The 22,258-nt window shown below is 73.6% G+C and carries 22 protein-coding genes; 12 read left to right on the top strand and 10 right to left on the bottom strand.

The genetic code is table 11. The features are described 5' to 3' along the window. Window positions 1-169 precede the first annotated feature (169 nt). Window positions 170-1,024: a hypothetical protein gene (locus ACFPIJ_RS34610; RefSeq protein ID WP_380121525.1), complete on the top strand. Its 855-nt coding sequence runs from the start codon at window positions 170-172 to the stop codon at window positions 1,022-1,024. A 48-nt stretch (window positions 1,025-1,072) separates the two neighbouring features. On the opposite strand, the gene ACFPIJ_RS34605 is transcribed toward ACFPIJ_RS34610, so the two are convergent. Genes ACFPIJ_RS34605 through ACFPIJ_RS34585 form a run of 5 tightly spaced genes read right to left on the bottom strand, consistent with a single transcriptional unit; the run spans window position 1,073 to window position 4,432 of the window. After that, a complete protein-coding gene (locus tag ACFPIJ_RS34605; RefSeq protein ID WP_380121523.1) occupies window positions 1,073-2,287 on the bottom strand; it encodes an RNA polymerase sigma factor in 1,215 nt (404 codons plus the stop codon). After that, on the bottom strand, window positions 2,280-2,624 hold the full coding sequence (locus ACFPIJ_RS34600; RefSeq protein ID WP_380121521.1) for a YciI family protein: 345 nt from the start codon (window positions 2,622-2,624) through the stop codon (window positions 2,280-2,282). The genes ACFPIJ_RS34605 and ACFPIJ_RS34600 overlap by 8 nt, the downstream gene beginning before the upstream one ends. Further along, window positions 2,621-3,028, bottom strand: a complete 408-nt coding sequence (locus ACFPIJ_RS34595; RefSeq protein ID WP_380121520.1) for an NHL repeat-containing protein — start codon at window positions 3,026-3,028, stop codon at window positions 2,621-2,623. The genes ACFPIJ_RS34600 and ACFPIJ_RS34595 overlap by 4 nt, the downstream gene beginning before the upstream one ends. Before the next feature lie 20 nt (window positions 3,029-3,048). Next, entirely contained in the window at window positions 3,049-3,813 is a 765-nt protein-coding gene (locus ACFPIJ_RS34590; protein ID WP_380121518.1) for an SAM-dependent methyltransferase, read from the bottom strand. Next, window positions 3,791-4,432, bottom strand: coding sequence for a TetR/AcrR family transcriptional regulator (locus tag ACFPIJ_RS34585; protein WP_380121516.1), 642 nt, complete (start codon window positions 4,430-4,432; stop codon window positions 3,791-3,793). The genes ACFPIJ_RS34590 and ACFPIJ_RS34585 overlap by 23 nt, the downstream gene beginning before the upstream one ends. A 58-nt stretch (window positions 4,433-4,490) precedes the next feature. On the opposite strand from ACFPIJ_RS34585, the gene ACFPIJ_RS34580 reads away from it, so the two are divergent. After that, window positions 4,491-6,017: a cation:proton antiporter gene (locus ACFPIJ_RS34580; protein ID WP_380121514.1), complete on the top strand. Its 1,527-nt coding sequence runs from the start codon at window positions 4,491-4,493 to the stop codon at window positions 6,015-6,017. A gap of 25 nt (window positions 6,018-6,042) precedes the next feature. Here ACFPIJ_RS34580 and ACFPIJ_RS34575 read toward each other — a convergent pair whose 3' ends face one another. Further along, window positions 6,043-6,483, bottom strand: coding sequence for a nuclear transport factor 2 family protein (locus ACFPIJ_RS34575; RefSeq protein ID WP_380121512.1), 441 nt, complete (start codon window positions 6,481-6,483; stop codon window positions 6,043-6,045). Window positions 6,484-6,559: 76 nt separating this feature from the next. Here ACFPIJ_RS34575 and ACFPIJ_RS34570 point away from each other — a divergent pair, with 76 nt between their 5' ends. Together ACFPIJ_RS34570 and ACFPIJ_RS34565 are read left to right on the top strand one after the other, a co-directional pair. Then, the gene (locus ACFPIJ_RS34570; RefSeq protein WP_380121510.1) at window positions 6,560-7,123 is read left to right on the top strand and encodes a TetR/AcrR family transcriptional regulator; all 564 of its coding nucleotides are present in this window, start codon (window positions 6,560-6,562) and stop codon (window positions 7,121-7,123) included. A 4-nt stretch (window positions 7,124-7,127) separates the two neighbouring features. Next, complete coding sequence (locus ACFPIJ_RS34565; RefSeq protein WP_380121508.1) at window positions 7,128-8,240, top strand: CaiB/BaiF CoA transferase family protein; 1,113 nt, start codon at window positions 7,128-7,130, stop codon at window positions 8,238-8,240. Here the strand turns inward: ACFPIJ_RS34565 and ACFPIJ_RS34560 are convergent. Further along, complete coding sequence (locus ACFPIJ_RS34560; RefSeq protein ID WP_380121506.1) at window positions 8,228-8,836, bottom strand: hypothetical protein; 609 nt, start codon at window positions 8,834-8,836, stop codon at window positions 8,228-8,230. The genes ACFPIJ_RS34565 and ACFPIJ_RS34560 overlap by 13 nt on opposite strands. A gap of 72 nt (window positions 8,837-8,908) precedes the next feature. Between ACFPIJ_RS34560 and ACFPIJ_RS34555 the strand changes: the two genes are divergently transcribed. The 4 genes from ACFPIJ_RS34555 (at window position 8,909) to ACFPIJ_RS34540 (ending at window position 15,777) form a co-directional block, all read left to right on the top strand. After that, window positions 8,909-10,120 carry an acetyl-CoA C-acetyltransferase gene (locus ACFPIJ_RS34555; protein ID WP_380121504.1) on the top strand — a complete coding sequence of 404 codons (1,212 nt, stop codon included), beginning with the start codon at window positions 8,909-8,911 and terminating at the stop codon, window positions 10,118-10,120. A gap of 14 nt (window positions 10,121-10,134) precedes the next feature. After that, window positions 10,135-12,234 carry a 3-hydroxyacyl-CoA dehydrogenase NAD-binding domain-containing protein gene (locus ACFPIJ_RS34550; protein WP_380121502.1) on the top strand — a complete coding sequence of 700 codons (2,100 nt, stop codon included), beginning with the start codon at window positions 10,135-10,137 and terminating at the stop codon, window positions 12,232-12,234. Window positions 12,235-12,253: 19 nt separating this feature from the next. After that, a complete protein-coding gene (locus tag ACFPIJ_RS34545) occupies window positions 12,254-13,060 on the top strand; it encodes an alpha/beta fold hydrolase (RefSeq protein ID WP_380121500.1) in 807 nt (268 codons plus the stop codon). A gap of 140 nt (window positions 13,061-13,200) precedes the next feature. Beyond that, window positions 13,201-15,777, top strand: coding sequence for a hypothetical protein (locus ACFPIJ_RS34540; RefSeq protein WP_380121498.1), 2,577 nt, complete (start codon window positions 13,201-13,203; stop codon window positions 15,775-15,777). Window positions 15,778-15,819: 42 nt separating this feature from the next. Here the strand turns inward: ACFPIJ_RS34540 and ACFPIJ_RS34535 are convergent, their stop codons facing one another. Both ACFPIJ_RS34535 and ACFPIJ_RS34530 read right to left on the bottom strand, forming a co-directional pair. Then, window positions 15,820-16,389: a hypothetical protein gene (locus ACFPIJ_RS34535; protein ID WP_380121496.1), complete on the bottom strand. Its 570-nt coding sequence runs from the start codon at window positions 16,387-16,389 to the stop codon at window positions 15,820-15,822. Beyond that, on the bottom strand, window positions 16,299-17,489 hold the full coding sequence (locus tag ACFPIJ_RS34530; RefSeq protein WP_380121494.1) for an Hsp70 family protein: 1,191 nt from the start codon (window positions 17,487-17,489) through the stop codon (window positions 16,299-16,301). Before ACFPIJ_RS34530 ends, ACFPIJ_RS34535 begins: the two co-directional genes overlap by 91 nt. Before the next feature lie 94 nt (window positions 17,490-17,583). Between ACFPIJ_RS34530 and ACFPIJ_RS34525 the strand changes: the two genes are divergently transcribed. Both ACFPIJ_RS34525 and ACFPIJ_RS34520 read left to right on the top strand, forming a co-directional pair. Continuing rightward, entirely contained in the window at window positions 17,584-18,063 is a 480-nt protein-coding gene (locus tag ACFPIJ_RS34525) for a MarR family winged helix-turn-helix transcriptional regulator (RefSeq protein WP_380121492.1), read from the top strand. A gap of 47 nt (window positions 18,064-18,110) precedes the next feature. Beyond that, entirely contained in the window at window positions 18,111-19,577 is a 1,467-nt protein-coding gene (locus tag ACFPIJ_RS34520) for an MFS transporter (RefSeq protein ID WP_380121490.1), read from the top strand. Between the two features lie 105 nt (window positions 19,578-19,682). Here the strand turns inward: ACFPIJ_RS34520 and ACFPIJ_RS34515 are convergent, their stop codons facing one another. Continuing rightward, on the bottom strand, window positions 19,683-20,474 hold the full coding sequence (locus tag ACFPIJ_RS34515) for an aminoglycoside phosphotransferase family protein (protein WP_380121487.1): 792 nt from the start codon (window positions 20,472-20,474) through the stop codon (window positions 19,683-19,685). Window positions 20,475-20,504: 30 nt separating this feature from the next. Between ACFPIJ_RS34515 and ACFPIJ_RS34510 the strand changes: the two genes are divergently transcribed. Further along, on the top strand, window positions 20,505-21,389 hold the full coding sequence (locus ACFPIJ_RS34510; RefSeq protein WP_380121485.1) for an ATP-binding cassette domain-containing protein: 885 nt from the start codon (window positions 20,505-20,507) through the stop codon (window positions 21,387-21,389). Next, complete coding sequence (locus ACFPIJ_RS34505; RefSeq protein ID WP_380121483.1) at window positions 21,386-22,153, top strand: ABC transporter permease; 768 nt, start codon at window positions 21,386-21,388, stop codon at window positions 22,151-22,153. The genes ACFPIJ_RS34510 and ACFPIJ_RS34505 overlap by 4 nt, the downstream gene beginning before the upstream one ends. The last annotated feature ends 105 nt before the right edge of the window (window positions 22,154-22,258 follow it).

Genomic DNA, 22,258 nt, shown 5'->3' with positions numbered 1-22,258 from the left:
CCCGCGGCGAATGGCCCGTGGACGGTCTCGTCCCGGCGGGGCTTGCGGTCGCCGGGGGCGCGGTCGCCCTGATCGTGTTGCACCCGTGGCTGACCCGTGTGCTGGCGCGCGGTGTCCGGCCGGCACCGCTCGGCAGCCCCGGGTACGTCATCCTGGTGCGATGCCCGACGTGCGTTCAGTGTCTGCCGTGGTCGCGTTGTTCGACGCTGATGACAGCGACGGTGTCCTCGCCGCCCTACCCGGCCTCGCCGGGGCTGATGCTGTGCGAGCGGGGGCCTGGGAGGCGCTGCGTCGACGGCTGTGCACGGTCCCCGGACCGGACGTGCGGCAGGACCTGACCGACCAGGCCTGGAGCCGGCGCCTGCTGACCCGGGCCGTCGTGGCCCTGGCCGTGGGTCCCGCCGACGTCGCGCGGCGGATGGGCTCATACGTGTTCCTGCATCCACCGGTGGCCGACATCGGCCGGGTCCTCACGTCCCGGACACCCGAATGGCGGCGGGCGTTCACGGAGGCCACCCTGCGCGCCGAGGCCGCCGAGACCGAGGTCGGTCTGTTCGGCCCGATCTGGTGGGACATCTGGCGGCGCGTGCGGCAGCTGGAGCTGGCCGGGGTCTGGCAACCCGACGGCACGTCCGCGGACTATCTCGTGCTGATGGTCCGGGGCCTGCTGTTCAGCGACTCCGTCACCGACGCCGTCCGCGCCGACCCGGCCCTGGCCGACCGGTCGGTCTGGGCGCTGTTCGAGCCGGCGCCCGGGGTCCAGAAGGCCCTGCTGGGCTCCGAACGGTACTGGAACCCCGGCAACACCTGGCGGGTCGCGCTGGTCCGGCTGGCGCTGGACGGTGTGCTCGACCGTCAGCGGCTCGCCGACGCGGCCACCGCCGCCGCCGCCGACGCGCGGCTGGGGCGCAACCATCGCAGCTGGTACCGCAGGATCCCGCAGCTGCTGGCCGACCCGGGCCTGCTCCCACGGGAACCCGGCCACGGCCCACCGCCGCCCGGCAACCAGCTGCGCCGGCGGTGACGGCTGTGACGGCTGTGACGGCGGTGACGGCTGTGACGGCTGTGACGGTCACGTCGGTGGTGCCGCCGGGTCGCCGGCGCGGGTCAGCAGGTGCCGCTGCTCCGCCCGGTTGGTGGTGAGGCGGGCCGCGGTCCGGAACCAGCGCGACGCCTCCGCGTGCGCGCCGGACAGTGCCAGCAGGTGCGCGCGGACCGCGGCCGGCCGGTGGCTGCGGGCCAGCCGAGGGTCGCCGGCGACGGTGTCGAGGACGGTGAGGCCGGCCGCCGGGCCGTGCACCATCGCCTCGGCGACGGCCCGGTTCAGGGTGACGACTGGGCTGTCGGTGACGGCGCCGAGCAGCCGGTACAGGGCCAGGATCTGCGGCCAGTCGGTGTCCCGCGGGTGGTCCGCCTCGGCGTGCACGGCCGCGATCGCCGCCTGCAGCTGGTAGAAGCCGGGCGGGCCGGCCCGCAGCGCCGCGGTGACCAGCGTGACGCCCTCGGCGATCGCGGTGTGGTCCCAGCGGGTGCGGTCCTGCTCGTCGAGGGGCACGAGGACACCGCCGGGGCCGGTGCGGGCGTCCCGGCGGGCGTGGGTGAGCAGCATCAGGGCGAGCAGGCCGCCGACGTCGCCGCGGCCGGGGAGCCGGGCGTGCAGGAGGCGGGTCAGGCGGATCGCCTCGGCGGCGAGCTCGACCCGGTCCAGGGTGTCGCCGGTGGTGCCGACGTAGCCTTCGGTGAAGCTGAGGTACAGCACGGCGAGAACCACGTCGAGGCGCTCGTCGAACTCCTCCGGCGCGGGCAGCCGGAACGTCGCGCCTTTGAGCTGTGCCTTGGCGCGGCTGATCCGCTGCGCCACGGTGGTGACGGGGGTGAGCAGGGCCCGGCCGATCTCGGCGGTGCTGAGGCCGCCGACGGCGCGCAGGGTCAGCGCGAGCTGCGCGGGCGCGTTCAGCGCCGGGTGGCAGCACAGAAACAGCAGGGTCAGCGAGTCGTCTTCGCACGACACCGCCGGCGGCACCGGCGGTTGCCAGGCGGCCTCGCGGCGGGTCCGGGCCTGCTCGCTGCGCAGCAGGTCGACGAGGCGCCGCGACGCGACCCGGATCAGCCAGGTGCGTGGCTCCGCCGGCACACCCTGCGCCGGCCACTGGGTCGCGGCGGCCAGCAGCGCCTCCTGCACGGCGTCCTCGCACGTGTCGAAGTGCCCGTAGCGGCGCACGAGCGCGCCGAGCACCTGCGGGACCAGGTCACGCAGGTGCTCGGCGGTGACCGGCAGGTCAGCCATGCATGATCGGGCGGACCTCGACGGTGTCGCCGACGGCGTCGGCGATCCGCGCCGCGATGGCCAGGGCCCGGTCCTGCCCGTCGCAGTCGAGGATTGCGAAACTCGCGAGGACCTCGCCGGTCTCCGCGAACGGGCCCTCGCTGACCAGGGACCCGCGGCGCACGGTGTGCGACAGCGCCGGGTGGCCGAGGCCCTCGGTGCCCAGCAGCTCACCGGACTCGGTCAGTTCCTTGATCAGGTCTGCGTAGAACGCGCAGGAGGCCAGGAACTCCTCCGACGTCACGTCGACGCTGTCCCACTCGGCGAGGCTGGTGTACGCCAGTAACAGGTACTTCACGCGATCCGCTCCATCTCGGCGTGGTAGCCGCCACCCGGCCACACCCAGTCTCCGGTGAGCGTGTCGCCGGTGGCGTCGAAGGTGCCGCGGAAGTAGCCGGGTGAGCCCTTGAACCCGCCCCAGATGGTGAGGGTGTCGCCGTCGAGGTCGTAGACGTAGTCGAGGGTGTTGCCGTCCGCGTCGTACGCCCGGGCCTTGATCTCGGTGCCGGGCTCCTCACCGAACCTGCGCTCCCGGCCGATGATCTCGGTCATCGACACGCGGTGCCCGTCGTGGTCCAGGACGCCGCGCTGGATCAGGAAGTGTCCGCCGTCGAGCCATTCGTAGGTGGTGATGCCGGTGGCGCCGCCGGTGACCTTCCAGGTGCCGGCGAGCCGGCCGAGGCGCTGCAGTTCGTCGTCCATCGGTGCTCCTTGTCGAGATGTCAGGTGCTGTCGCCTGATACCTCGGAGCGGCCCGGCGCGTCTCGACAGACGAAGACGCCCCAGCCGAGAAATTCCCGCTGGTATTCCAGATGGGTGCGCCGGCACTGGTCGAGGTACCGGCGCATGTCGTCGGCGTCGGGGTGGGCGGGGTGCTCGCGCAGCCAGGCGTCGACGGTCCACCACTGCGCCGCCACGTACCGGTCCCAAGAGTCGCGGTCGGCGAGGACCATCTCGACCAGGCTGAGCCCGGCCGCTTCGAGCCGGTCGAGGGTGCCGAGCAGCGATGTGAACTCGGCGAGCTCGGCGGGGACGCCGGTCGGTGGGGTCGCGGTCCAGTACGGCTCGCCGATGAGCAGCAGCCCGCCGGGGCGCAGCGCGGGGCGCAGCAGCTCGACGGTGCCGGCCAGGCCGCCGCCGATCCAGGTGGCGCCGATGCAGGACACCACGTCGTAGGACGCGTCGGCGGGGACGTCCTTGCCGGCGTCGCCGTGCCGGAACGTGACGCGGTCGCTGACGCCGAGTTCCCTGGCCCGTTCGTGGGCGGCGGCGAGGAACACCTCGCTGATGTCGACGCCCTCGCCGACGGTGCCGTAGACGTCGGCCCACCGCGACAGCATCTCGCCCTTGCCGCAGGCGAGGTCGAGATGGCGTTGTCCCGGTCCGAGCCGGCACACCTCGCCGAGCAGCATCAGCTTGTCGTCCGTGAACGGGTTGAGAATCCGATGGCCGGCCTCGGCGATCTCATGCTGGCGAAGGATGTCCATGCTGCACCTTCGCCGCGCCGGGTGCCGGTTGTCCACCGTTTTGCGGGTGTGCGGCCAGGATCGCGCCGTTGAGGAACAGGTCGACGAGGTCGGTGGCGTCGCCGCCGGCCAGGACGAGGGTGTGGAACACGCGGGCGAGGTATTCGGGGTCGCGGCGCAGCTCATCCTGTTCGGGTTCGAACAGGACGGCGAGGGCGTCGACGGTCGCGGTCATCGCGCGGGTGCGGCGGTCCGGGTCGGGGCGTTCGGCGGGGTCACGGCGGCGTTCGGCGAGGTGGCCGAGGGCGCCGGCGACGGCGCCCATCCGGGTCATGTACGCCCGCAGCGTCTCCACCGCCTCGACGAGGCGGTCGGCGAGGGGCTGGTCGAGGTCGATGGCGCGGACGTGGGCGAGGGTGTCGTCGGCGCGCAGCGCCTCGGCCATGCACGCGAGCAGCAGCGCGTCCTTGTCCGCGAACGCGCGGAAGACGGTGCCCTCGCCGATCCCGGCGGCGCGGGCGACCTGGGCGGTGGTGACGGCGGCGCCGTGCTCGACGACGAGGGGCAACGCGGCCGCGACGATCATCGCGCGGCGCTGGTCAGGGCTCATGGGCGAGGCCCGCCTGCGGGGTTCGGTCATACCCAGATTCTGCGGAGTGAGTGCTCACTCCGTCAAGAGTGGCTTATCGTGATCTTTCGTGAACGGCGTCCAGCTCCTCCTGATCATCTTCGGCGGGATCGCGGTCTCCGCCGTCGCCCACCGCCGCGGTGCCCAGCCCGGCCTGGTCGTGGTCATCCTCGCCGCGGCCGCGTCGTTCATCCCCGGCGTACCCCGGCTCGAGCTGGACAGCGAACTCATCCTCGCCGTCGTCGTGCCGCCGCTGCTGTACTCCGCGACCCGTGGCGCGTCCGGATCCAGTTTCGCGGCGAACCTGCGCCCGATCCTGACCCTCGGCGTCACGCTCGTCGTGATCACCACCGGCGTCACCGGGTGGGTCGCGTCGCTGCTGCTGCCCGCGATCGGGCTGCAGGCCGCGCTCGTCCTCGGCGCCGTGCTCGCCCCGCCGGACACCATCACCACCGTCTCGCACGGCGAGGCGCTCGGCCTGCCCCGCCGGGTCACCGCGATCCTCACCGGCGAGAGCCTGGTCAACGACGCGACCGCCCTCACCCTGTTCAGCCTCGCCGTCGCGGCGACCGGCGCCGGGCACACCCTGTTCGACAACGGCTTCGTGCTCTTCCTGTACAACGCCGTGACCGGCATCGTGATCGGCGGGCTGCTCGCGATCGCCACGCTGTGGCTGCGCAAACGCCTGCACGACCCGGTCCTGGAGACCTCGGTGTCGCTGCTGCTGCCGTTCACCGCGTTCCTGCTGGCCGAGCAGGTGCACGCCTCCGGCATCCTCGCCGTCGTCGTCGCCGCGTTCTCCGTGTCCATCAACACCGCCCTCGACAAGCGCCACCAGTACCCGGGCGCCTACCGCTCCCGGCTGCAGGAGGACACCGTCTGGCCGGTCGTGGACTTCCTGCTGGAGACGTTCGTGTTCGCGTACATCGGGCTCCAGCTGCGGTTCGTGGTGCAGAACCTCGCCTCGTCGGACTCGCTGCTGCGCACCGTGGTCGCCGCCGCCGTCATCCTGGTCACGGTCATCGTCTTCCGGCTCGGCGCGGTGTCCGCCGCGTTCGCCTGGTGGGGGCTGCGCCGACGGCGGCGCGAGCAGCGGGTCGAGACCGACCCGCGGGCCCGCGCCCAGTGGGAACGCCGTCTGCAGTGGCGGGCCCGCCGCGGCCGCAAACGCCCCGTCCTCGGCGAGCCCACCCCGAAGGAGGCGCTCATCGTCGGCTGGACCGGCATGCGCGGCATCCTCACCCTCGCCGCCGCGGCCGCCGTCCCCGAACACCTCCACGACGGCGCCCCGTTCCCCGGCCGCGACGAGATCCAGACGATCGCGCTGCTCGTCACCCTCGGCACCCTGCTCATCCAGGGCACCACGATCCCGATGCTGGTGCGCCGCCTGCGCATCGACGTCGCCGCGGAACGCGAGCAGGAGGCCGCGCTGCTCGCCACGGGCGTCGCCATCGTCGAGGCGGCCGGGCCGGACTTCGACGCCCAGCGCGACGCCCTGGCCCAGGCCGTCTATGAGGAGACCCTCGACGACGCGACCGCCCGCAGCCTCATCCACGACGTCGACCTGCGCCAGGCCGCCGACGGCACGCGGCTGTAGCCTGCCCGGTCCAGGCGCTCGGGCTTCAGGCGCTCGCGGTCAGGGCGGCGGCGAGGTCGGCGGTCCGGCCGAGGAGCCGCGCGGTGGCGATCGGGTCCATGTAGTCCTGGTAGGACACGATCTCGCCGGCGCGGACGCGGATGACGCCGAGAGCGCGGAAGCGGTACGCCTCGCCGGTCACCGCCGAGCGCCCGTGATGCTCGATCTGCGCGACGACCACCTCGGGGTCGTCGGTGTCGCGGACGACCGCGTCGACGCCGTCCATCTCGAACAGCCGGCGCGAGTCCGACGCCGCGCCGTGGTAGGCCTGGATCGCGGCCCGGCCGCGCAGCTCCCGGGGCTGGCCGGGCAGGGCGAACGGGTATTCGAGGACGCCGTCCTCGGCGAACAGGTCGGCGAAGCGGATCCCCTCGCCGGCCACCATCCGCCGGACCTGCTCGGCGACCTCGCGCGGACTGTGCACCATGATGCCTCCCGTATAATCGGAACGTTGACCCCGCTTATCTCGACCCGACGATACGGAACGGTGGCCCCGGTTAGCAATGGCTTCCGCTGAGCAACCCCTGCGCGCCGACGCCCGGCGCAACCGCGACCGGATCCTCGCGGCCGCCCGCGCCGCGTTCGCCGAGTCCGGGTTCGCGGTGCCGCTGGACGACATCGCGGCCCGCGCCGGCGTCGGCCCCGGCACCGTGTACCGCCACTTCCCGACCAAGGAAGCCCTGTTCCAGGCGGTGATCACGGCCCGGGTCACCGACCTCGTCACCACCGCCCGGCAGCACGCCGGCGACCCCGATCCCGGCGCGGCGTTCTTCGCGTTCCTGGCCCACCTGGGCGCCGAGGGCGCCGCCAAGCGCGACACCTCCGACGCGATGTCGGTGCCCGGGCCGCTGATCGCCGACCTGCACGCCGCCGTCGCCACGCTGCTCGCCCGCGCCCAGGCCGCCGGCGCGGTCCGCGCCGGGGTCACCGTCGAGGATCTGTTCGCGTTCCTGAAGAGCCTGTTCGCCACCGCCCACGAGAGCACCGACCCCGGCAGGGCGCAGCGCCTCTTCACCGTGCTGACCGACGGCCTGCGCCCACCACGCGCAGCGGGCAGTCCAAGATGAGCGCATGACGACTGGGCCTTTGCGGGGCGTGCGGGTGGTGGAACTGGCCGGGATCGGGCCGGGGCCGTTCGCCGGGATGATGCTGGCGGACCTCGGCGCGGACGTGGTCCGGGTCGACCGGATCGGGCCGGGGTCGCCGATCGCCCCACCGGCCGCGACCGACCTGCTCAACCGGGGCAAACGGTCCGTCGCCGTCGACCTGAAGGACCCCGTCGGCGTCGCGACCGTGCTCGCGCTGGTGCAGAAGGCCCAGGTGCTGATCGAGGGGTACCGGCCCGGCGTCGCCGAACGGCTCGGGGTCGGACCGGAGCAGGCGCACGCGGTGAACCCGGCACTCGTGTACGGACGGATGACCGGCTGGGGGCAGGACGGGCCGCGGGCCGCCACCGCCGGGCACGACATCACATACCTGGCGCTGTCCGGCGCGCTGCACCCGATCGGCCGGGCCGGCGGGCCGCCGCAGGTGCCGGTGAACCTGCTCGGCGACTTCGGCGCGGGCGCCATGTATCTCGTCGTCGGCGTGATCGCGGCGCTGCGGGAGGCCGAGCGGACCGGGCGCGGGCAGGTCGTCGACGCCGCGATCGTCGACGGGGCCGCGCACATCAGCACGATGCTGCACAGCATGCTGGCCGTCGGGCTGTGGCAGGACCGGCGCGGCGTCAACATGATCGACACCGGGGCGCCGTTCTACGACGTGTACGAGACCTCCGACGGCAAACATGTCGCCGTCGGCGCGTTCGAGCCGCAGTTCTACGCGACCCTCGTGGCCACGCTGGGCCTGAGCGACCTGCCGGACCAGCTGGACGTGGCGCAGTGGCCGGTGCTGCGGGAGCGGCTCGCCGCGGCCTTCCTGACCCGGACCAGGGACGAGTGGTCGGCGCTGTTCCACGACACCGACGGGTGCGTCACGCCGGTGCTGTCGCTGCACGAGGCACCCGGGGACGCGCACCTGGCGGCGCGGAGCACGTTCGCCGACCACCTCGGGGTCGTGCAGCCCGTGCCGGCGCCGCGGTTCTCCGCGACCCCGGCGACGCTCGGCGGGCCGCCGCCGCTGCCGGGCCAGCACACCGCCGAGGTGCTGCAGGAGTGGGGCGTTCAGCCGGATCAGTCGGAGTAGCCGGGTGCGGCGGTGCAGCGGTCGATCGCCGGGGTGGTCGGTCGCAGCGTCTCCGGGTCGAACTTCACCCGCCACTCCTGGCCGTCGGCGGTCCGCGCGACCAGCAGGTCGCCGGTGACGGTGGCGGAGGCGAACGTCCAGTCCGGGTAGGCGCCGCCCTCGTCGAGGAAGCACGCCACGTCGGTGGTGCCGTCGCGGCTGAACAGGCCGGCGCGGCTGCGCAGGCGCAGCCGCAGATGCCGCCGCGGGACGTCGTCCTGCCGCCACGAGACGACCCGCACGTCGGTGCCGGTGGCGACGACCTCGGGCTGCCGCGGCGAGAACTCCCCGGCGCTGTGCACCAGCGCCGCGACCACGGCGACGACGACGGCGAACAGGCCGGTGCAGGCCTGGGCGACCACCCGCTCGGTGCTCTCCGGCAGGACGCCGCGCAGCGCGATGATCGCCATGACCGCCGCGACGAGGATCGCCAGGAACGGGTGGGCGATCGGGGTGAGCGCCGGGTAGTGCAGCGCGGTGGTGAGGCCGGCCAGGACGGTGATGGCGACGGCCGATCCGGCGAACCAGAGCATGATCAGAGCGGTCCCCCGGCGCATGTGGACATTCTCGCAGGGCGATGGGAGGCGGTGGGGTACCGCGCCCGGGAAGGGCAAGTTACTCTCGGGTAGGTGAGCACTGAGGCTTTCGTTTACGACGCTGTCCGCACGCCGCGCGGGCGGGGCAAGCAGAACGGGTCGCTGCACGGGGTGAAACCCGTGTCGCTGGTCGTCGGGCTGATCGACGAGCTGCGCCGCCGCTATCCCGGGCTCGACCCGGCCGACATCGACGACGTCGTGCTCGGCGTCGTGTCCCCGATCGCGGACCAGGGGTCCGACATCGCCAAGACCGCCGCGATCGCCGCCGGGCTGCCCGACACGGTCGCCGGGGTGCAGCTCAACCGGTTCTGCGCGTCGGGGCTCGAAGCGGTCAACGTCGCCGCGCAGAAGGTCCGCGCCGGCTGGGAGGACCTGGTCCTCGCCGGCGGTGTCGAGTCGATGTCGCGGGTGCCGATGGGCTCCGACGGCGGCGCCTGGGCGATGGACCCGGAGACGAACTACACCACCCGGTTCGTCCCGCAGGGCATCGGCGCCGACCTCATCGCCACCATCGAGGGCTTCAGCCGCGAGGACGTCGACACCTACGCCCTGGAGTCGCAGACCCGCGCCGCGAAGGCCTGGGCCGGCGGCTACTTCAACCGGTCCGTCGTGCCGGTCCGCGACCGCAACGGCCTCGTCGTGCTCGACCGCGACGAGCACCTGCGCGCCTCCACGCTCGACGGGCTCGGGGCGCTGCCGGCGTCGTTCGCGACGATCGGCGACCTCGGTGGTTTCGACGCGGTCGCGCTGCAGCGGTACCACTGGATCGAGCGGATCGAGCACGTCCACACCGCCGGGAACTCCTCCGGCATCGTCGACGGCGCGTCGCTCGTGCTCGTCGGCAGCGAGGCCGCCGGGACGAAGGCCGGGCTCACCCCGCGGGCCAGGATCGTCGCGGCCGCCGTCAGCGGCGCCGACCCGACGATCATGCTGACCGGGCCGGCGCCCGCGACCCGCAAGGCCCTCGCCAAGGCCGGGCTCACCGCCGCCGACATCGACCTGGTGGAGATGAACGAGGCGTTCGCCGCCGTCGTGCTGCGCTTCGCCAAGGACATGGACTTCGACCTGGACAAGGTCAACGTCAACGGCGGCGCCATCGCGATGGGGCACCCGCTCGGCGCGACCGGCGGGATGCTCATCGGCACTCTCGTCGACGAACTCGAACGCCGCGGCCTGCGCTACGGCCTCGCCACGCTGTGCATCGGCGGCGGCATGGGCATCGCCACCATCGTCGAGCGAATCTGAAGGGCACCGAAACCATGACCGACACGATCCGCTGGGACCGTGGCGACGACGCCGTCGTGGTCCTCACCATCGACGACCCGGCCCGCTCCGCCAACACGATGAACGCCGCGTTCGTCGCCGACCTCGAAACCGTCGTCGACCGCCTCGAAGCCGAGAAGGACACCATCACCGGCGTCGTGGTCACGTCGGCGAAGAAGACGTTCTTCGCCGGCGGCGACCTCGACCGGCTCGGGAGCATCGGCCCCGACCAGGCCGCCGACGTGTACGCGTCCTCGATGCACCTCAAGAGCCTGCTGCGCCGGCTGGAGACCCTCGGCCGGCCGGTCGTCGCCGCGGTCAACGGCTCCGCGCTCGGCGGCGGCCTCGAACTCGCCCTCGCCTGCCACCACCGCATCGTCGCCGACGACCCGCGCGTCGAGATCGGCTTCCCCGAGGTGACCCTCGGGCTGCTGCCCGGCGCCGGCGGGGTGGTGCGGACCGTCCGGCTGCTCGGCATCGCCCAGGCGCTGCTCACCGTGCTGCTGCGCGGACAGCGGCTCCGGCCGGCTGCGGCCCTCGAAGCCGGGCTCGTGCACCAGGTCTCCCCCCGCGAGGAGCTGCTGGACAGGGCGAAGGCATGGATCGCCGCCAACCCGAACGCCGTGCAGCCCTACGACGTGAAGGGCTACCGGATCCCCGGCGGCACCCCGGCGCAGGCGTCGTTCGCGGCGAACCTGCCCGCGTTCCCGGCGACGCTGCGCAAGGAGCTCAAGGGCGCGCCCTACCCGGCGCCGCGCAACATCCTCGCCGCCGCCGTCGAAGGCACCCAGGTCGACCTCGCGACCGCGTTCGCGATCGAGGGCCGCTACTTCACCGAACTCGTCACCGGCCAGATCGCCAAGAACATGATCAAGGCGTTCTTCTTCGACCTGCAGGCAGCCAACTCCCGCGGCGGGTCAGAGAAGTTCGCCAAGGTCGCCGTCCTCGGCGCGGGCATGATGGGCGCCGCGATCGCGTACGTGTGCGCGAAGGCCGGCATGCAGGTGCTGCTCAAGGACGTCACCGTCGAGGCCGCCGAACGCGGCAAGCAGTACTCGGCGAAGATCCTGGCGAAGAAGACGTTCCTGCCCGGCGAGGAGATCCTGGCCCGGATCACCCCGACCGCGGACCCGGCCGACCTCGCCGGCTGCGACCTCGTCATCGAGGCCGTCTTCGAGGACCCGGCCCTCAAGCACAAGGTGTTCGCCGAGGTCCAGGACGTCGTCGCGCCCGACGCGCTGCTGTGCTCCAACACCTCGACGCTGCCGATCTCGCTGCTCGCCGACGGCGTGACCCGCCAGCAGGACTTCGTCGGGCTGCACTTCTTCTCACCCGTGGACAAGATGCCCCTCGTCGAGGTCATCAAGGGCGCCGCCACCTCCGACGCCGCCCTGGACCGGGCCCTCGGCGTGGTGCGGCAACTGAAGAAGACACCGATCGTCGTCAACGACAGCCGCGGGTTCTTCACCAGCCGGGTCATCGGCACGTTCACCGGCGAGGGGCTGCTCATGCTCGCCGAGGGCGTCGCCGCGCCGTCGATCGAGCAGGCCAGCCTCCAGGCCGGATACCCGGCCGCGGTCCTCGCGCTGATGGACGAGCTCACGCTGACGCTGCCCCGCAAGATCCGGCTCGCGTACGGCGACGCGTGGACCCCGACCCCCGCCGACGCGCTCATCGACCGCATGATCGACGAGTTCGGCCGGCCGGGGCGCTCCGGCGGAGCCGGCTTCTACGAGTACCCCGGCGGCAAACGCGACCGGTTGTGGCCCGGACTGCGGGAACACTTCGCGAAACCCGGCGTCGACGTGCCGTTCGTCGACATGCAGGAGCGGATGCTGTTCGCCGAGGCCCTCGAGTCGGTGAAGTGCCTCGACGAGGGGGTCCTCACCAGCGTGGCGGACGCCAACGTCGGCTCGATCCTCGGCATCGGGTTCCCCGGCTGGACCGGCGGTGTGCTGCAGTACATCAACCAGTACGACGGCGGCCTGCCGGGCTTCATCGCCCGCAGCCGCGAGCTCGCCGCCCGCTACGGCGCCCGGTTCGAACCGCCGGCGCTGCTGCTGCGCAAAGCGGAGCAGGGCGAACAGTTCGTGTAGATCGCCGTAAGGTCGGGTCATGGGGACCGGACACATCGAAGTAACCGACGGCACGCTCTACTACGAGGCCGCCGGGGACGGGCCCGCCGTGGTGCTGCTGCACGGCGGGCTGCTCGACTGCCGGATGTGGGACGACCAGTTCGAGCTGCTCGCCGGCACGCACCGGGTGATCCGCCTCGACGCGCGCTCGCACGGGCGGTCCAGCACCGCCACCGGCGACTTCCGCCACGACGACGACCTCGCCGCCGTCCTGGACACCCTCGGCGTCGACCGGGCCGCGCTGGTCGGGCTGTCCATGGGCGGGCGGATCGCGTTCGACTTCGCCGTCAGCCGGCCGGAGCGGGTGTGGGCGCTGTGCGCGGCGGCGACCGGGATCAGCGGGATGACGTTCACCGACCCGTACATCCTCGATCACAACCAGGAGATCGGCCGCGCCGCGCAGGAGCGGGACACGGCCGGGTTCGTCGAGGCGTTCCTGCGCGCCTGGGTCGACGGGCCGCACCGCACACCGCAGGACGTGGCCGCGTCGGTGCGGGTGCGGTGCGCGGACATGGCCGCCAACAACGCAGCCCTGCACGCCACCGCGCAGGGCCGGATGCTGGAACGCGACGCCCTCCACCGGCTCGGCGAGGTCACGGCGCCGTCGCTGCTGGTCATCGGCGACGCCGACTCCAGCGACATCGTCGACGTCACGCAGCGCGCGGTGCGCGACGTTGCGGGTGCGCGGCGGGTCGAGATCCCCGGCGCCGGGCACATGGTGAACCTGGAACAGCCCGACGCGTTCAACGCGGCGCTGCTGCCGTTCCTTCGGGAGCAGTCCCCCTGATTCCGCGTATCCGCGCTATAACTCTCCGTTACGGTCTTCGACTGCGGGGCGGCGGGTAGTCGAGCCGCCGCCCTCCAACCGGAGATCGGACGGGGGAGACCGCGATGGCGGCGTTCGGCGTGCGGCTGAGACGTGGGCCGGTGAGCACTGTTTCGGCGGCGGCTGCGGCGGTGCTGGCAGCGATCGGCGGGACGGTCTCCATGCCGCTCTCCGCGGCGGCTGAACCGGCGCTCGCCCAGCAGCACATCACCTGGACCGGCACGCCCGACACGCCGCTGACCGCCGGCACCGTGTCCGTCGCCGCGGTCGCCACGTCCGGCCTGCCCGTGCAGTACACCAGCACCAGCGGCGACGTGTGCACCGTCGACGGCGACGTCGTGACGCTGCACCGGCACGGCCGCTGCACGGTCCGCGCCACCCAGCTCGGCAACGGCTCCTTCGCCGCCGCCGACCCGGCCAGCGACACGTTCACCGTGCTCGGCCGGGCCCAGACGATCACCTGGCACCGGACCCCGGACACGCCGGTCGCCGCCGGCACCGTCCAGCTGACCGCGGCCGCGACGTCCGGCCTCGCCGTCAGCTACGCCAGCGCCACCCCGCGCGTGTGCAAGGTCAAGGGCCACACGGCCACCCTCGTCGCCGGCGGCACCTGCACCGTGCACGCCGACCAGCGCGGCGACGAGACATTCGAGGCCGCACCCCGCGCCGACGACTCCTTCCAGGTCGCCAGGTCCACGCAGACGATCACGTTCGCTGTGGTGCCGCTGCCCGACGACACGACGATGACCGCCGGCACCGTCCGCATCGACGCGACGGCCACCTCCGGGCTGGCGGTCACGGTCACCAGCGCCGACCGCCACGTGTGCACCGTCGCGAAACGGCGGGTCACCCTCGTCGGCGCCGGAACCTGCCGGCTGCGCGCCGACCAGCGCGGCAACGGCCGGTACGCGGCGGCACCCCGCGTCGACCGGGCGTTCGCCGTCGGTCGCGGCCGGCAGACGATCACGTTCCCCACGCCCGGACCCGCGCCGCTCGCCGCCGGGACCGTGACGATCGCGCCGAGCGCCGACAGCGGGCTGCCGGTCGCGGTCACCAGCGCCGACCCGGCGGTGTGCACCGTCGCCGGCGCCACCGTGACCCTGCACGCCACCGGCACCTGCATGCTGGTCGCGCGGCGGCCCGGCACCGCCTCGTGGGCCGCAGCGCCGGACGTCGAGGTCCGCTTCACCGTCGGCCGCGGCGCGCAGCACATCACGTTCCCGCCACCGTCGGCGACCGCGGCCGGCGCCGGCCCGGTCACCCTCACCGCCACCGCGACCTCCGGGCTGCCGGTCACGTTCACCGCCGCGACCCCCGCCGTGTGCACGGTCGCCGGTGCCGTCGTCACCCTGGTGCGGACCGGCACCTGCACCGTGCACGCCGACCAGCCCGGGTCCGCCGGCTGGGAACCCGCCGCCCGGGTCGACGGCACGTTCACCGTCACCGGTGACGCCGCCACGATCGCGTTCGCCGCGGTCCCGGACGTCGCGCTGACCGACGGGCCGGTGCGGCTGGCCGCGACCGCGACCGCCGGGACGCGGGTGGCGTTCACCGGCAGCACCCCACGCGTGTGCACGGTCGCCGGGTCCGTCGTCACGCTGCGGACCCCGGGCCGCTGCACGGTCACCGCGTCCCGGCCCGGTCCCGACCCGGCACCGCCGGTCACGCAGACGTTCACGGTCACGCGGGGCGAGCAGCACATCGTGTTCCCGCCGCCGGCCGGCCGGTCCTACCCCGACGGGCGGCTGACCGTCGCGCCGGCCGCGTCGTCGTTCCTGCCCGTGGTCCTCAGCAGCGGCAGCCGCCGGGTGTGCACCGTCGACGGGCCCGTCATCACCCCGATCGCCGCGGGCACCTGCATCGTCCGCGCGGACCAGCCCGGCAACGCGCAGTGGGCGCCGGCACCACGGCTCATCCGGACGGTCAGGATCGCCCCGGCGGTGCAGACGGTCACGCTCGCCGCGCCACCACCGGCCGCGGTGCCCGACGGGCCGGTCATCCTCGCCGCGACCGCCACGTCAGGGCTGCCGGTCACGGTCACGACCACCTCGCCCGGGATCTGCGCCGTCGACGGCGCGACCGTGACGCTCCTGGCCGCCGGGGCGTGCGCGCTGGTCGCCGCGCAGGACGGCGACCGCCGGTACGCGGCCGCGCCCGACGTCACCGCCACGCTGACCGTCCTGCGGGACCCGGCGCCCGTCACCATCCCGGCCACCGCACCGACGACCGCCGACGGCCTGCGCAACACCGCCGGTGGGTCCACGGCCTCCGGGGCGGCGATCACCCTGCACGGCGGCGGCTACAAGCCGGGCACGTCCGTGGCCGTGGTGGTGTACTCGACGCCGCAACCGCTCGGCACCGCGTTCACCGGCGCCGACGGCACGTTCAGCCTGCTGGCCGTGGTCCCCGGGGACCTCGGCGGGGGCCGGCACACGCTGCTCGCGGCCGGGCTGGCCGCCGACAACACGGTGCGGTACCTCAGCGTGCCGGTCGCCGTGTCGCAGGCGGCGGCGATGCTGCCGGTGACCGGCGGGCCGATCGGCACGGTCGCGGCGCTGGGCACCTGGGCGGTCGTGATCGGCACCGTCCTGGCGCTGCTCGGCCGGCGCGGCTGGCAGCCCCGGCGGGGCCGGTGGGTGTACCGGTGGACGTACCGGGCCCGGCACGCCGTGGCGTGATCGTGCGCCGCCTCACCTGGCCTGTTGCGGTCTGGCCTGGCCTCACCAGTCGAACAGGCCGGTGCCGATCTGGGACACGGTGACGAGGGCGCCGAGCAGCAGGGCCGCGGCGGCGATGCGGGGCAGCCACCGGGTCACGGCCGGGGCGGTCAGCGCGGCGAGCCGGCCCGTCGCGGCGCCCAGCCCGGCGACGGCGAACGTCACCGAGGGCCCGAACACGAACCAGTGCAGCGCCGGCACCTCGCTGATCTTCAGGGCGTCGGCGAGGCCGATGTCCCCGTCGGCCATGCTCTCGATCGAGTACCGGTACTCGGGTGCCGCGGCCAGGACCGCGATGAGCACGGCGAGCAGCAGCCCGCCGGCGTCGGCGCGGCCGAAGACCGGCCGCACCTCGCTGCCGTCGAGCCGGCGCCGGGCCGCGAGCAGGATCACCGCGGCGATCAGCGCGACGACCAGCACGACGTAGACGCCGACAGCGCCGCCGACGTACGCGACGACGATGGTGACCTCATGCGCGAGGATCATCGCGGGGATGAGCACCAGGCCCCAGGTGACGGCGCGGGCGACGGTCTTGCCGGCCGGCGCGGCGAACAGGTACGCCAGCCACAGCACCAGCCCCGGGTACAGGTAGGTGCGACCTGTGTCGTGGCGAGCGGCCGGGCACTGCCCTCCGCGACCACCAGCTCGGGCTGCTCGAGGACCGTCGGGGCGACCCCGGTCGCCCGGTGCAGCAGCGTCGCGACGAGCGGCATCCGGCTGGACCCGCCGACCAGGAACAGTCCGGCGAGGGGGCGGGTCGGCTCGGCGGAGGTGAGCACGGTGCGGGTCAGCGCGACGGTGCGGTCGACGACCGGCCGGGCGAGCCGCTCCAGCTGCTCGCGGCCGAGCGGCGCGTCCTGCTCGATGAGCGGCACGTGGATGTAGGTCGCCGCGGACCGGGACAGGATCTCCTTCGCGGTGCGGACGTCCTCCCACAGGTTGCGGTTGGCGCGGCGGTCGGCGACGGTCTGCGGCTGGACGAGTCGCTGCATCTCCTGCGGGTGGGTGGCGGCGTGGACCGTGCCGAGGTGCTCGACGATGGCGGTGTCGACGTCGAGGCCGCCGGCGTCGTCGAGGCCTTCGCTGGCGATGACCTCCCAGCCGGACGCGGTGCGGGTGACGACGGACGCGTCGAACGTGCCGGCGCCGAAGTCGTAGACGACGACCCGGCTGCCGACGGGCACCGCAGCGCCGGTCGCGGCGACGAAGAACGCGGCGGCGGCGACCGGCTCGGGGACCAGCTGCGGGGTGCCGAGGCCGGCGAGGCGGGCCGCGTCGAGCAGCACGGCGCGGCGGCGGGGACCCCACGCGGCCGGATACGTGAGCACCACGGTCTCCGGGTCGCCGCCCATGGTCCGCACCGTCTCCGCCCTGACCTGGGTGAGGACGGCCGCGATGAGCCCGCTGACGGGGACCTCGGCGGCACCGAGCAGGACCGTGCCGTCGTCGATGCGGCGCTTCGGGTGCGGCTCGAACAGCTCGGGCCGGACCCTGGCGGCGTGCATCGCCTCCCGCCCGACGAGCAGCTTGCCGGTGCTGGCGCACACGCAGGACGGCAGCAGCGGGAACCCGTCGAACAGCACCGGCCGGGTGCGCCCGTCGCCCTCGTGGATGACGGCGACGGTGTTCGAGGTGCCGAAATCGATGCCGAGCCGGTACCGCACAGCGATCACTCGCGCACCCTACGCCCACCGCCGGCGTCCGGGGCGTCGCCGACGGTTTGCTGACAGATCATCCGCTCCCAGGTGCATTGATACCCTCGAAGGCATGACCGCACCGACGCGGGACGAGCCTGACCTCTCGTTCCTGCTCGACCACACCAGCCACGTCCTGCGCACGCAGATGGCCGCGGCGCTCGCGGAGATCGGCCTGACCCCGCGGATGCACTGCGTGCTCGTGCACGCGGTCGGCGTCGAGCGCACCCAGATCCAGCTGGCCGAGATCGGCGGCATGGACAAGACCACGATGGTCGTCACCGTCGACGCGCTGGAGAAGGCCGGATACGCGCAGCGCCGCCCGTCCAGCACCGACCGGCGGGCCCGGATCATCGCGGTGACCCCGTTGGGCGCGCAGATGGCGGCCCGCAGCCAGGAGATCGCCGACGGGGTGCACGCCGCGGCCCTGGACTCGCTGCCGGCCGCGGAGCGCGACGTGCTCGTGCGGGCGCTGACCGCCCTGTCGGCGGGACATCTTGCCGCGCCCGTCGAGGCGCCGGGGGTACGCCGGGCCAGAGCCGCCGCCCTGTAGGTCCCTAAAAGATGGTTCCGTAGCAGACGATCTGTTACGGTCGAACCATGACCACCAATCGTGGGGCGGCCCTCGCCGTCCTCGCCACCGGCATGCTGATGACCATCCTGGACGGCAGCATCGTCACCGTCGCCATGCCCGTCATGCAGGCCGACCTCGGCTTCACCCCGTCCGGGCTGACCTGGGTCGTCAACGCGTACCTCATCGCGTTCGGCAGCCTGCTCCTGCTCGCCGGGCGCCTCGGCGACCTGCTCGGCCGGCGCCGGCTGCTCATCGCCGGCACCGTCGTCTTCGTCGCCGCGTCCGTCCTGGCCGGCCTCGCCACCAGCCCCGCGTTGCTGATCGCGGCCCGCTTCCTGCAGGGCGCCGGCAGCGCCATGTCCAGCGCCGTCAGCCTCGGCATCATCGTCACCCTCTACCCCGCCCCGGCCGAACGGGCCAAGGCGTTCGGGGTGTTCGCGTTCACCGGCGCCGCCGGCGCCTCCATCGGCCAGGTCCTCGGCGGCGTCCTCACCGACCTGCTCAGCTGGCACTGGATCTTCCTGATCAACCTGCCGATCGGCGTCGCGGCCCTGCTCGCCATGCGGTTCGTCCCCACCGACCGGGGCCTCGGCGCACGCGCCGGCGCGGACGTGCTCGGCGCGTTCCTGGTCACCGCCGGCCTGATGACCGGCATCGCCGCCGTCGTCCAGCCCACCGGCCGGGTCCTGTTCGCTTCCGCGGCGGTCCTGCTCCTCGCCGGGTTCTTCGCCCGGCAGGCGACCGCCCGCACCCCGCTCATGCCACTGCGCATCCTGCGCTCCCGCCAGGTCGCCGGCGCCAACGTCCTGCAGATCCTGATGATCGGCGCGATGTTCTCCTTCCAGATCCTGGTCGCCCTGTACATGCAGCGCGTCCTGCACTACACCGCCCTGCAGACCGGCCTGGCGATGCTGCCCGCCGCCCTGGCGATCGCGGTGGTGTCCCTGTTCGGGTCGGCGCGGGTGATCGCCCGATTCGGTGAGCGGATCACCCTGATCGCGGGCCTGGCGCTGCTGGTCCTCGCCATGGCGTGGCTGACCCGGCTGCCGGCGGACGCCCGGTTCGTGCCGGACCTGCTGCCGGTGATGCTGCTCATCGCGGGCGGTGGCCTGGCGCTGCCGGCGATCACCGGGCTGGGCATGTCCGGCGCCCGGGCCGACGACGCGGGGCTGGCGTCGGGCCTGTTCAACACGACGCAGCAGCTGGGCATGGCGCTGGGGGTGGCGGCGCTGTCGACGGTCGCGGCGTCACGGACGGCGGGGCGGCTCGCGTCGGGCGCGTCGGAGGCGGTGGCGTTGACGGCCGGGTACCGGCTGGCGTTCACGGTGAGCGCGGTGCTGCTGGCCGTGTCGATCGGGGTGGCGGCCCTGGTCCTGCGCTCCCCGGCCGCGCTTGCCGCCGCGGCGGGTGAGGCCGCTGCGGGCGGGACCGAGGGTGCCGCTGCGGGGGCCGTCGCGTCGGGCGACGCGGCCACGGCTGCCGCCCCTCGTTGATCGACGGCGGCCGTCCGGTTGCGCTGCACCGGGAGCGGATCCTCCCCGGTGATCGAAGTCGCCCACCGGCCGTTCGGATGGCCGGCACGCGACTTCGATCACGGGTCAGAAGGGGTGCTGTTCGGCGACCGCGAGCCAGGCGTCGACCTCGTCCGGGGTGTGGTGGCGGATCGACCAGTCGACCTGGCGCAGTGCCATGTGGGCCCAGCAGGCGGTGAGGACCTCCGGCGGGGCGAGGTCGGCCGCGGCGGCCCGGATCTGCGCGGTCAGGTGCGGGGCGTGCCGGGTCAGCACGAACAGCAGCGTGACCAGGTCGAAGGCGCGGTTGCCGCGGCCGGCGCCGTCCCAGTCCACGACGCCGGTCACCACGCCGGTGTCGCCGACCAGGACGTTGCCCGGGTGGTAGTCGAAGTGGACCAGGTCGTCGCCGGGCAGGGTGTCCAGCGGGACGGCCCGGACCGTGGCCAGGAGCGCGGCGGCGCGCGCCGAATGTCCGGCCAGGGAGCCGTGCTGGCAGAAGCCGGGACCGTCGCGGTGCAGGTACAACTCCCGCTGTGGCAGGCCGGAGTCGCGCAGCAGGCCGGTGCAGCGGGTGCTGACGGCCAGCATCCCGTCCAGCACCGCCTGGTCGACCGGGCCCGGCGGGCGGCCGGGGAGCAGCTCCTGCACCACGACCGTCGCGCCGGCGAACTCGGCGACGAGCTCGTAGCGGGGTGCGGGCACGCCGGCGGTCCGGGCCACGTCGATGAACGGAACGGAGTCCCGGTGGCCGCCGGTCAGGACCGCCCGGCGGCCGTCGGGCAGCAGGACGTAACCGGCGCCGACCTCGCCGCCGGAGATCGGGCCGTCGTAGGTGAGCCCGAGCGCGGCGGCGCAGGCGGGAACATCGAGTCGCAACTTCCGTCCAAACTCTATACACTGTAGAACGTGATTGACGTCCGGGACATCCGCAAACGTTACGACGACCACACCGCCCTCGACGGCCTCGGCCTCACCGTCGCCGCCGGGACCGTGCACGGGCTGCTGGGCCCCAACGGCGCCGGCAAGACCACCCTCGTGCGCATCCTCGCCACCCTGGTCCGGCCCGACGGGGGGACCGCCACCGTCGACGGGCACGACGTCGTGCGGCACCCCGACCGGGTCCGCGCCGCGATCGGGCTCGTCGGCCAGCACGCCGCCGTCGACGAACTGCTCAGCGCCCGGCAGAACCTCGTCATGTTCGGCCGGCTCAGCCACCTCGGGACCGCCGCCGCCCGCCGCCGTGCCGAGGAACTGCTGGAGCAGTTCGGGCTCACCGACGTGGGGGAGAAGCCCGCGACCCGGTTCTCCGGCGGGATGCGCCGCCGCCTCGACCTCGCCGCCGGGATGATCCTCACCCCGAAGGTGCTGTTCCTCGACGAACCGACCACCGGCCTGGACCCGCACGGCCGCGCCGAGGTGTGGGCGGCCGTGCGGCGGCTCGTCGACGGCGGCACCACGGTCCTGCTCACCACCCAGTACCTGGACGAGGCCGACCAGCTCGCCGACCGGATCAGCGTCATCGACCACGGCCGGGTCATCGCCGACGGCACCCCCGCCTCGCTGAAGGGCGCCGACCGGCTCGACGTGCTCACCACCCCCGCAAGCACCGACGCGACCGCGGCCCGGCTCGCGACGCTCGGCCCGGTCACCGTCGACGGCAACCGGGTCAGCGTCGCCGTCCACGACCGGGTCGCCGCGTTCGCGCTCGCCGCCACCATCCCCGACGTGGAGGACATCACCGTGCGCCGCCCCACCCTCGACGAGGCCTTCCTGAAACTGGTGACCGCATGAGATGGGCACTGCACGACGGCTGGGTCATGACGCAGCGGGAACTGGCGCACCTCACCCGCCAACCCGCCCAGATCGTGCTCACCCTGCTGTTCCCGGTCCTGCTGGTCGTCATGTTCGGGTTCGTCCTCGGCGGCGGCATGAGCGTCGCCGGCGGCGGCGACTACCGCGAATACCTCCTGCCCGGCATGTACGCCATGACGATGCTGTTCGGGGTCGAGACGACGTTCGCGGCGATCGCCACCGACACCGGCCGCGGCGTCACCGACCGGTTCCGGTCCCTGCCGATGGCACCCTCCGCGCAGGTCACCGGGCGGGCCGTCGCCGACCTGCTCACCTCCGCGCTGGGACTGCTCGTCATGCTCGGCTGCGGCCTCGCCGTCGGCTGGCGCTGGCACGACGGCCTGGCCGGCGCGCTCACCGCCGTCGCGCTGCTGCTGTGGCTGCGCTTCGCCGTGCTGTGGATCGGCATCTACCTGGGACTGCTGTCCGGCAACCCGCAGCTGCTCGTCGCCGTGCAGATCCTCGTGTGGCCGGTCGCGTTCCTGTCCAGCGCGCTCGCCTCACCCCAGGACATGCCCACCTGGCTCGGCGCGCTGTCACACTGGAACCCGCTGTCCGCCACCGCGGACGCGACCCGCGCCCTCTTCGGCAACCCCGGCGGCGGCGCGACAGCGGGAATGCAGCCGGCGCTGCTGTGGCCGGCGGCCCTCACGGCCGTCTTCGTGCCACTGTCCATCCGCCAGTACCGGAGACTGGCGCGGTAGGCGCTAGAGTAGAGCGTTCGAGCAACAAAAAAGGCGCCCTCGGGCGCCTGACTGATCCAAATGTTAGCCGACTGGAGACGGGTTGTCAAACGCATCCGAGCTCGC

Source organism: Dactylosporangium cerinum (genome assembly GCF_042653625.1).
Classification (GTDB): domain Bacteria; phylum Actinomycetota; class Actinomycetes; order Mycobacteriales; family Micromonosporaceae; genus Dactylosporangium; species Dactylosporangium cerinum.
Note: the sequence above shows the minus strand (reverse complement) of the source record. Positions and strands in the feature narration are given on the sequence as shown.

Excerpts from the sequence above, each read along its gene's own strand:
- ACFPIJ_RS34605 (WP_380121523.1), bottom strand. The coding sequence starts at position 2,287 with ATGGCTGACCTGCCGGTCACCGCCGAGCACCTGCGTGACCTGGTCCCG.
- ACFPIJ_RS34590 (WP_380121518.1), bottom strand. The coding sequence starts at position 3,813 with ATGGACATCCTTCGCCAGCATGAGATCGCCGAGGCCGGCCATCGGATT.
- ACFPIJ_RS34550 (WP_380121502.1), top strand. The coding sequence starts at position 10,135 with ATGACCGACACGATCCGCTGGGACCGTGGCGACGACGCCGTCGTGGTC.
- ACFPIJ_RS34505 (WP_380121483.1), top strand. The coding sequence starts at position 21,386 with ATGAGATGGGCACTGCACGACGGCTGGGTCATGACGCAGCGGGAACTG.
- ACFPIJ_RS34520 (WP_380121490.1), top strand. The coding sequence starts at position 18,111 with ATGACCACCAATCGTGGGGCGGCCCTCGCCGTCCTCGCCACCGGCATG.
- ACFPIJ_RS34545 (WP_380121500.1), top strand. The coding sequence starts at position 12,254 with ATGGGGACCGGACACATCGAAGTAACCGACGGCACGCTCTACTACGAG.
- ACFPIJ_RS34560 (WP_380121506.1), bottom strand. The coding sequence starts at position 8,836 with ATGCGCCGGGGGACCGCTCTGATCATGCTCTGGTTCGCCGGATCGGCC.
- ACFPIJ_RS34595 (WP_380121520.1), bottom strand. The coding sequence starts at position 3,028 with ATGGACGACGAACTGCAGCGCCTCGGCCGGCTCGCCGGCACCTGGAAG.
- ACFPIJ_RS34565 (WP_380121508.1), top strand. The coding sequence starts at position 7,128 with ATGACGACTGGGCCTTTGCGGGGCGTGCGGGTGGTGGAACTGGCCGGG.
- ACFPIJ_RS34570 (WP_380121510.1), top strand. The coding sequence starts at position 6,560 with ATGGCTTCCGCTGAGCAACCCCTGCGCGCCGACGCCCGGCGCAACCGC.
- ACFPIJ_RS34585 (WP_380121516.1), bottom strand. The coding sequence starts at position 4,432 with ATGACCGAACCCCGCAGGCGGGCCTCGCCCATGAGCCCTGACCAGCGC.
- ACFPIJ_RS34525 (WP_380121492.1), top strand. The coding sequence starts at position 17,584 with ATGACCGCACCGACGCGGGACGAGCCTGACCTCTCGTTCCTGCTCGAC.
- ACFPIJ_RS34575 (WP_380121512.1), bottom strand. The coding sequence starts at position 6,483 with ATGGTGCACAGTCCGCGCGAGGTCGCCGAGCAGGTCCGGCGGATGGTG.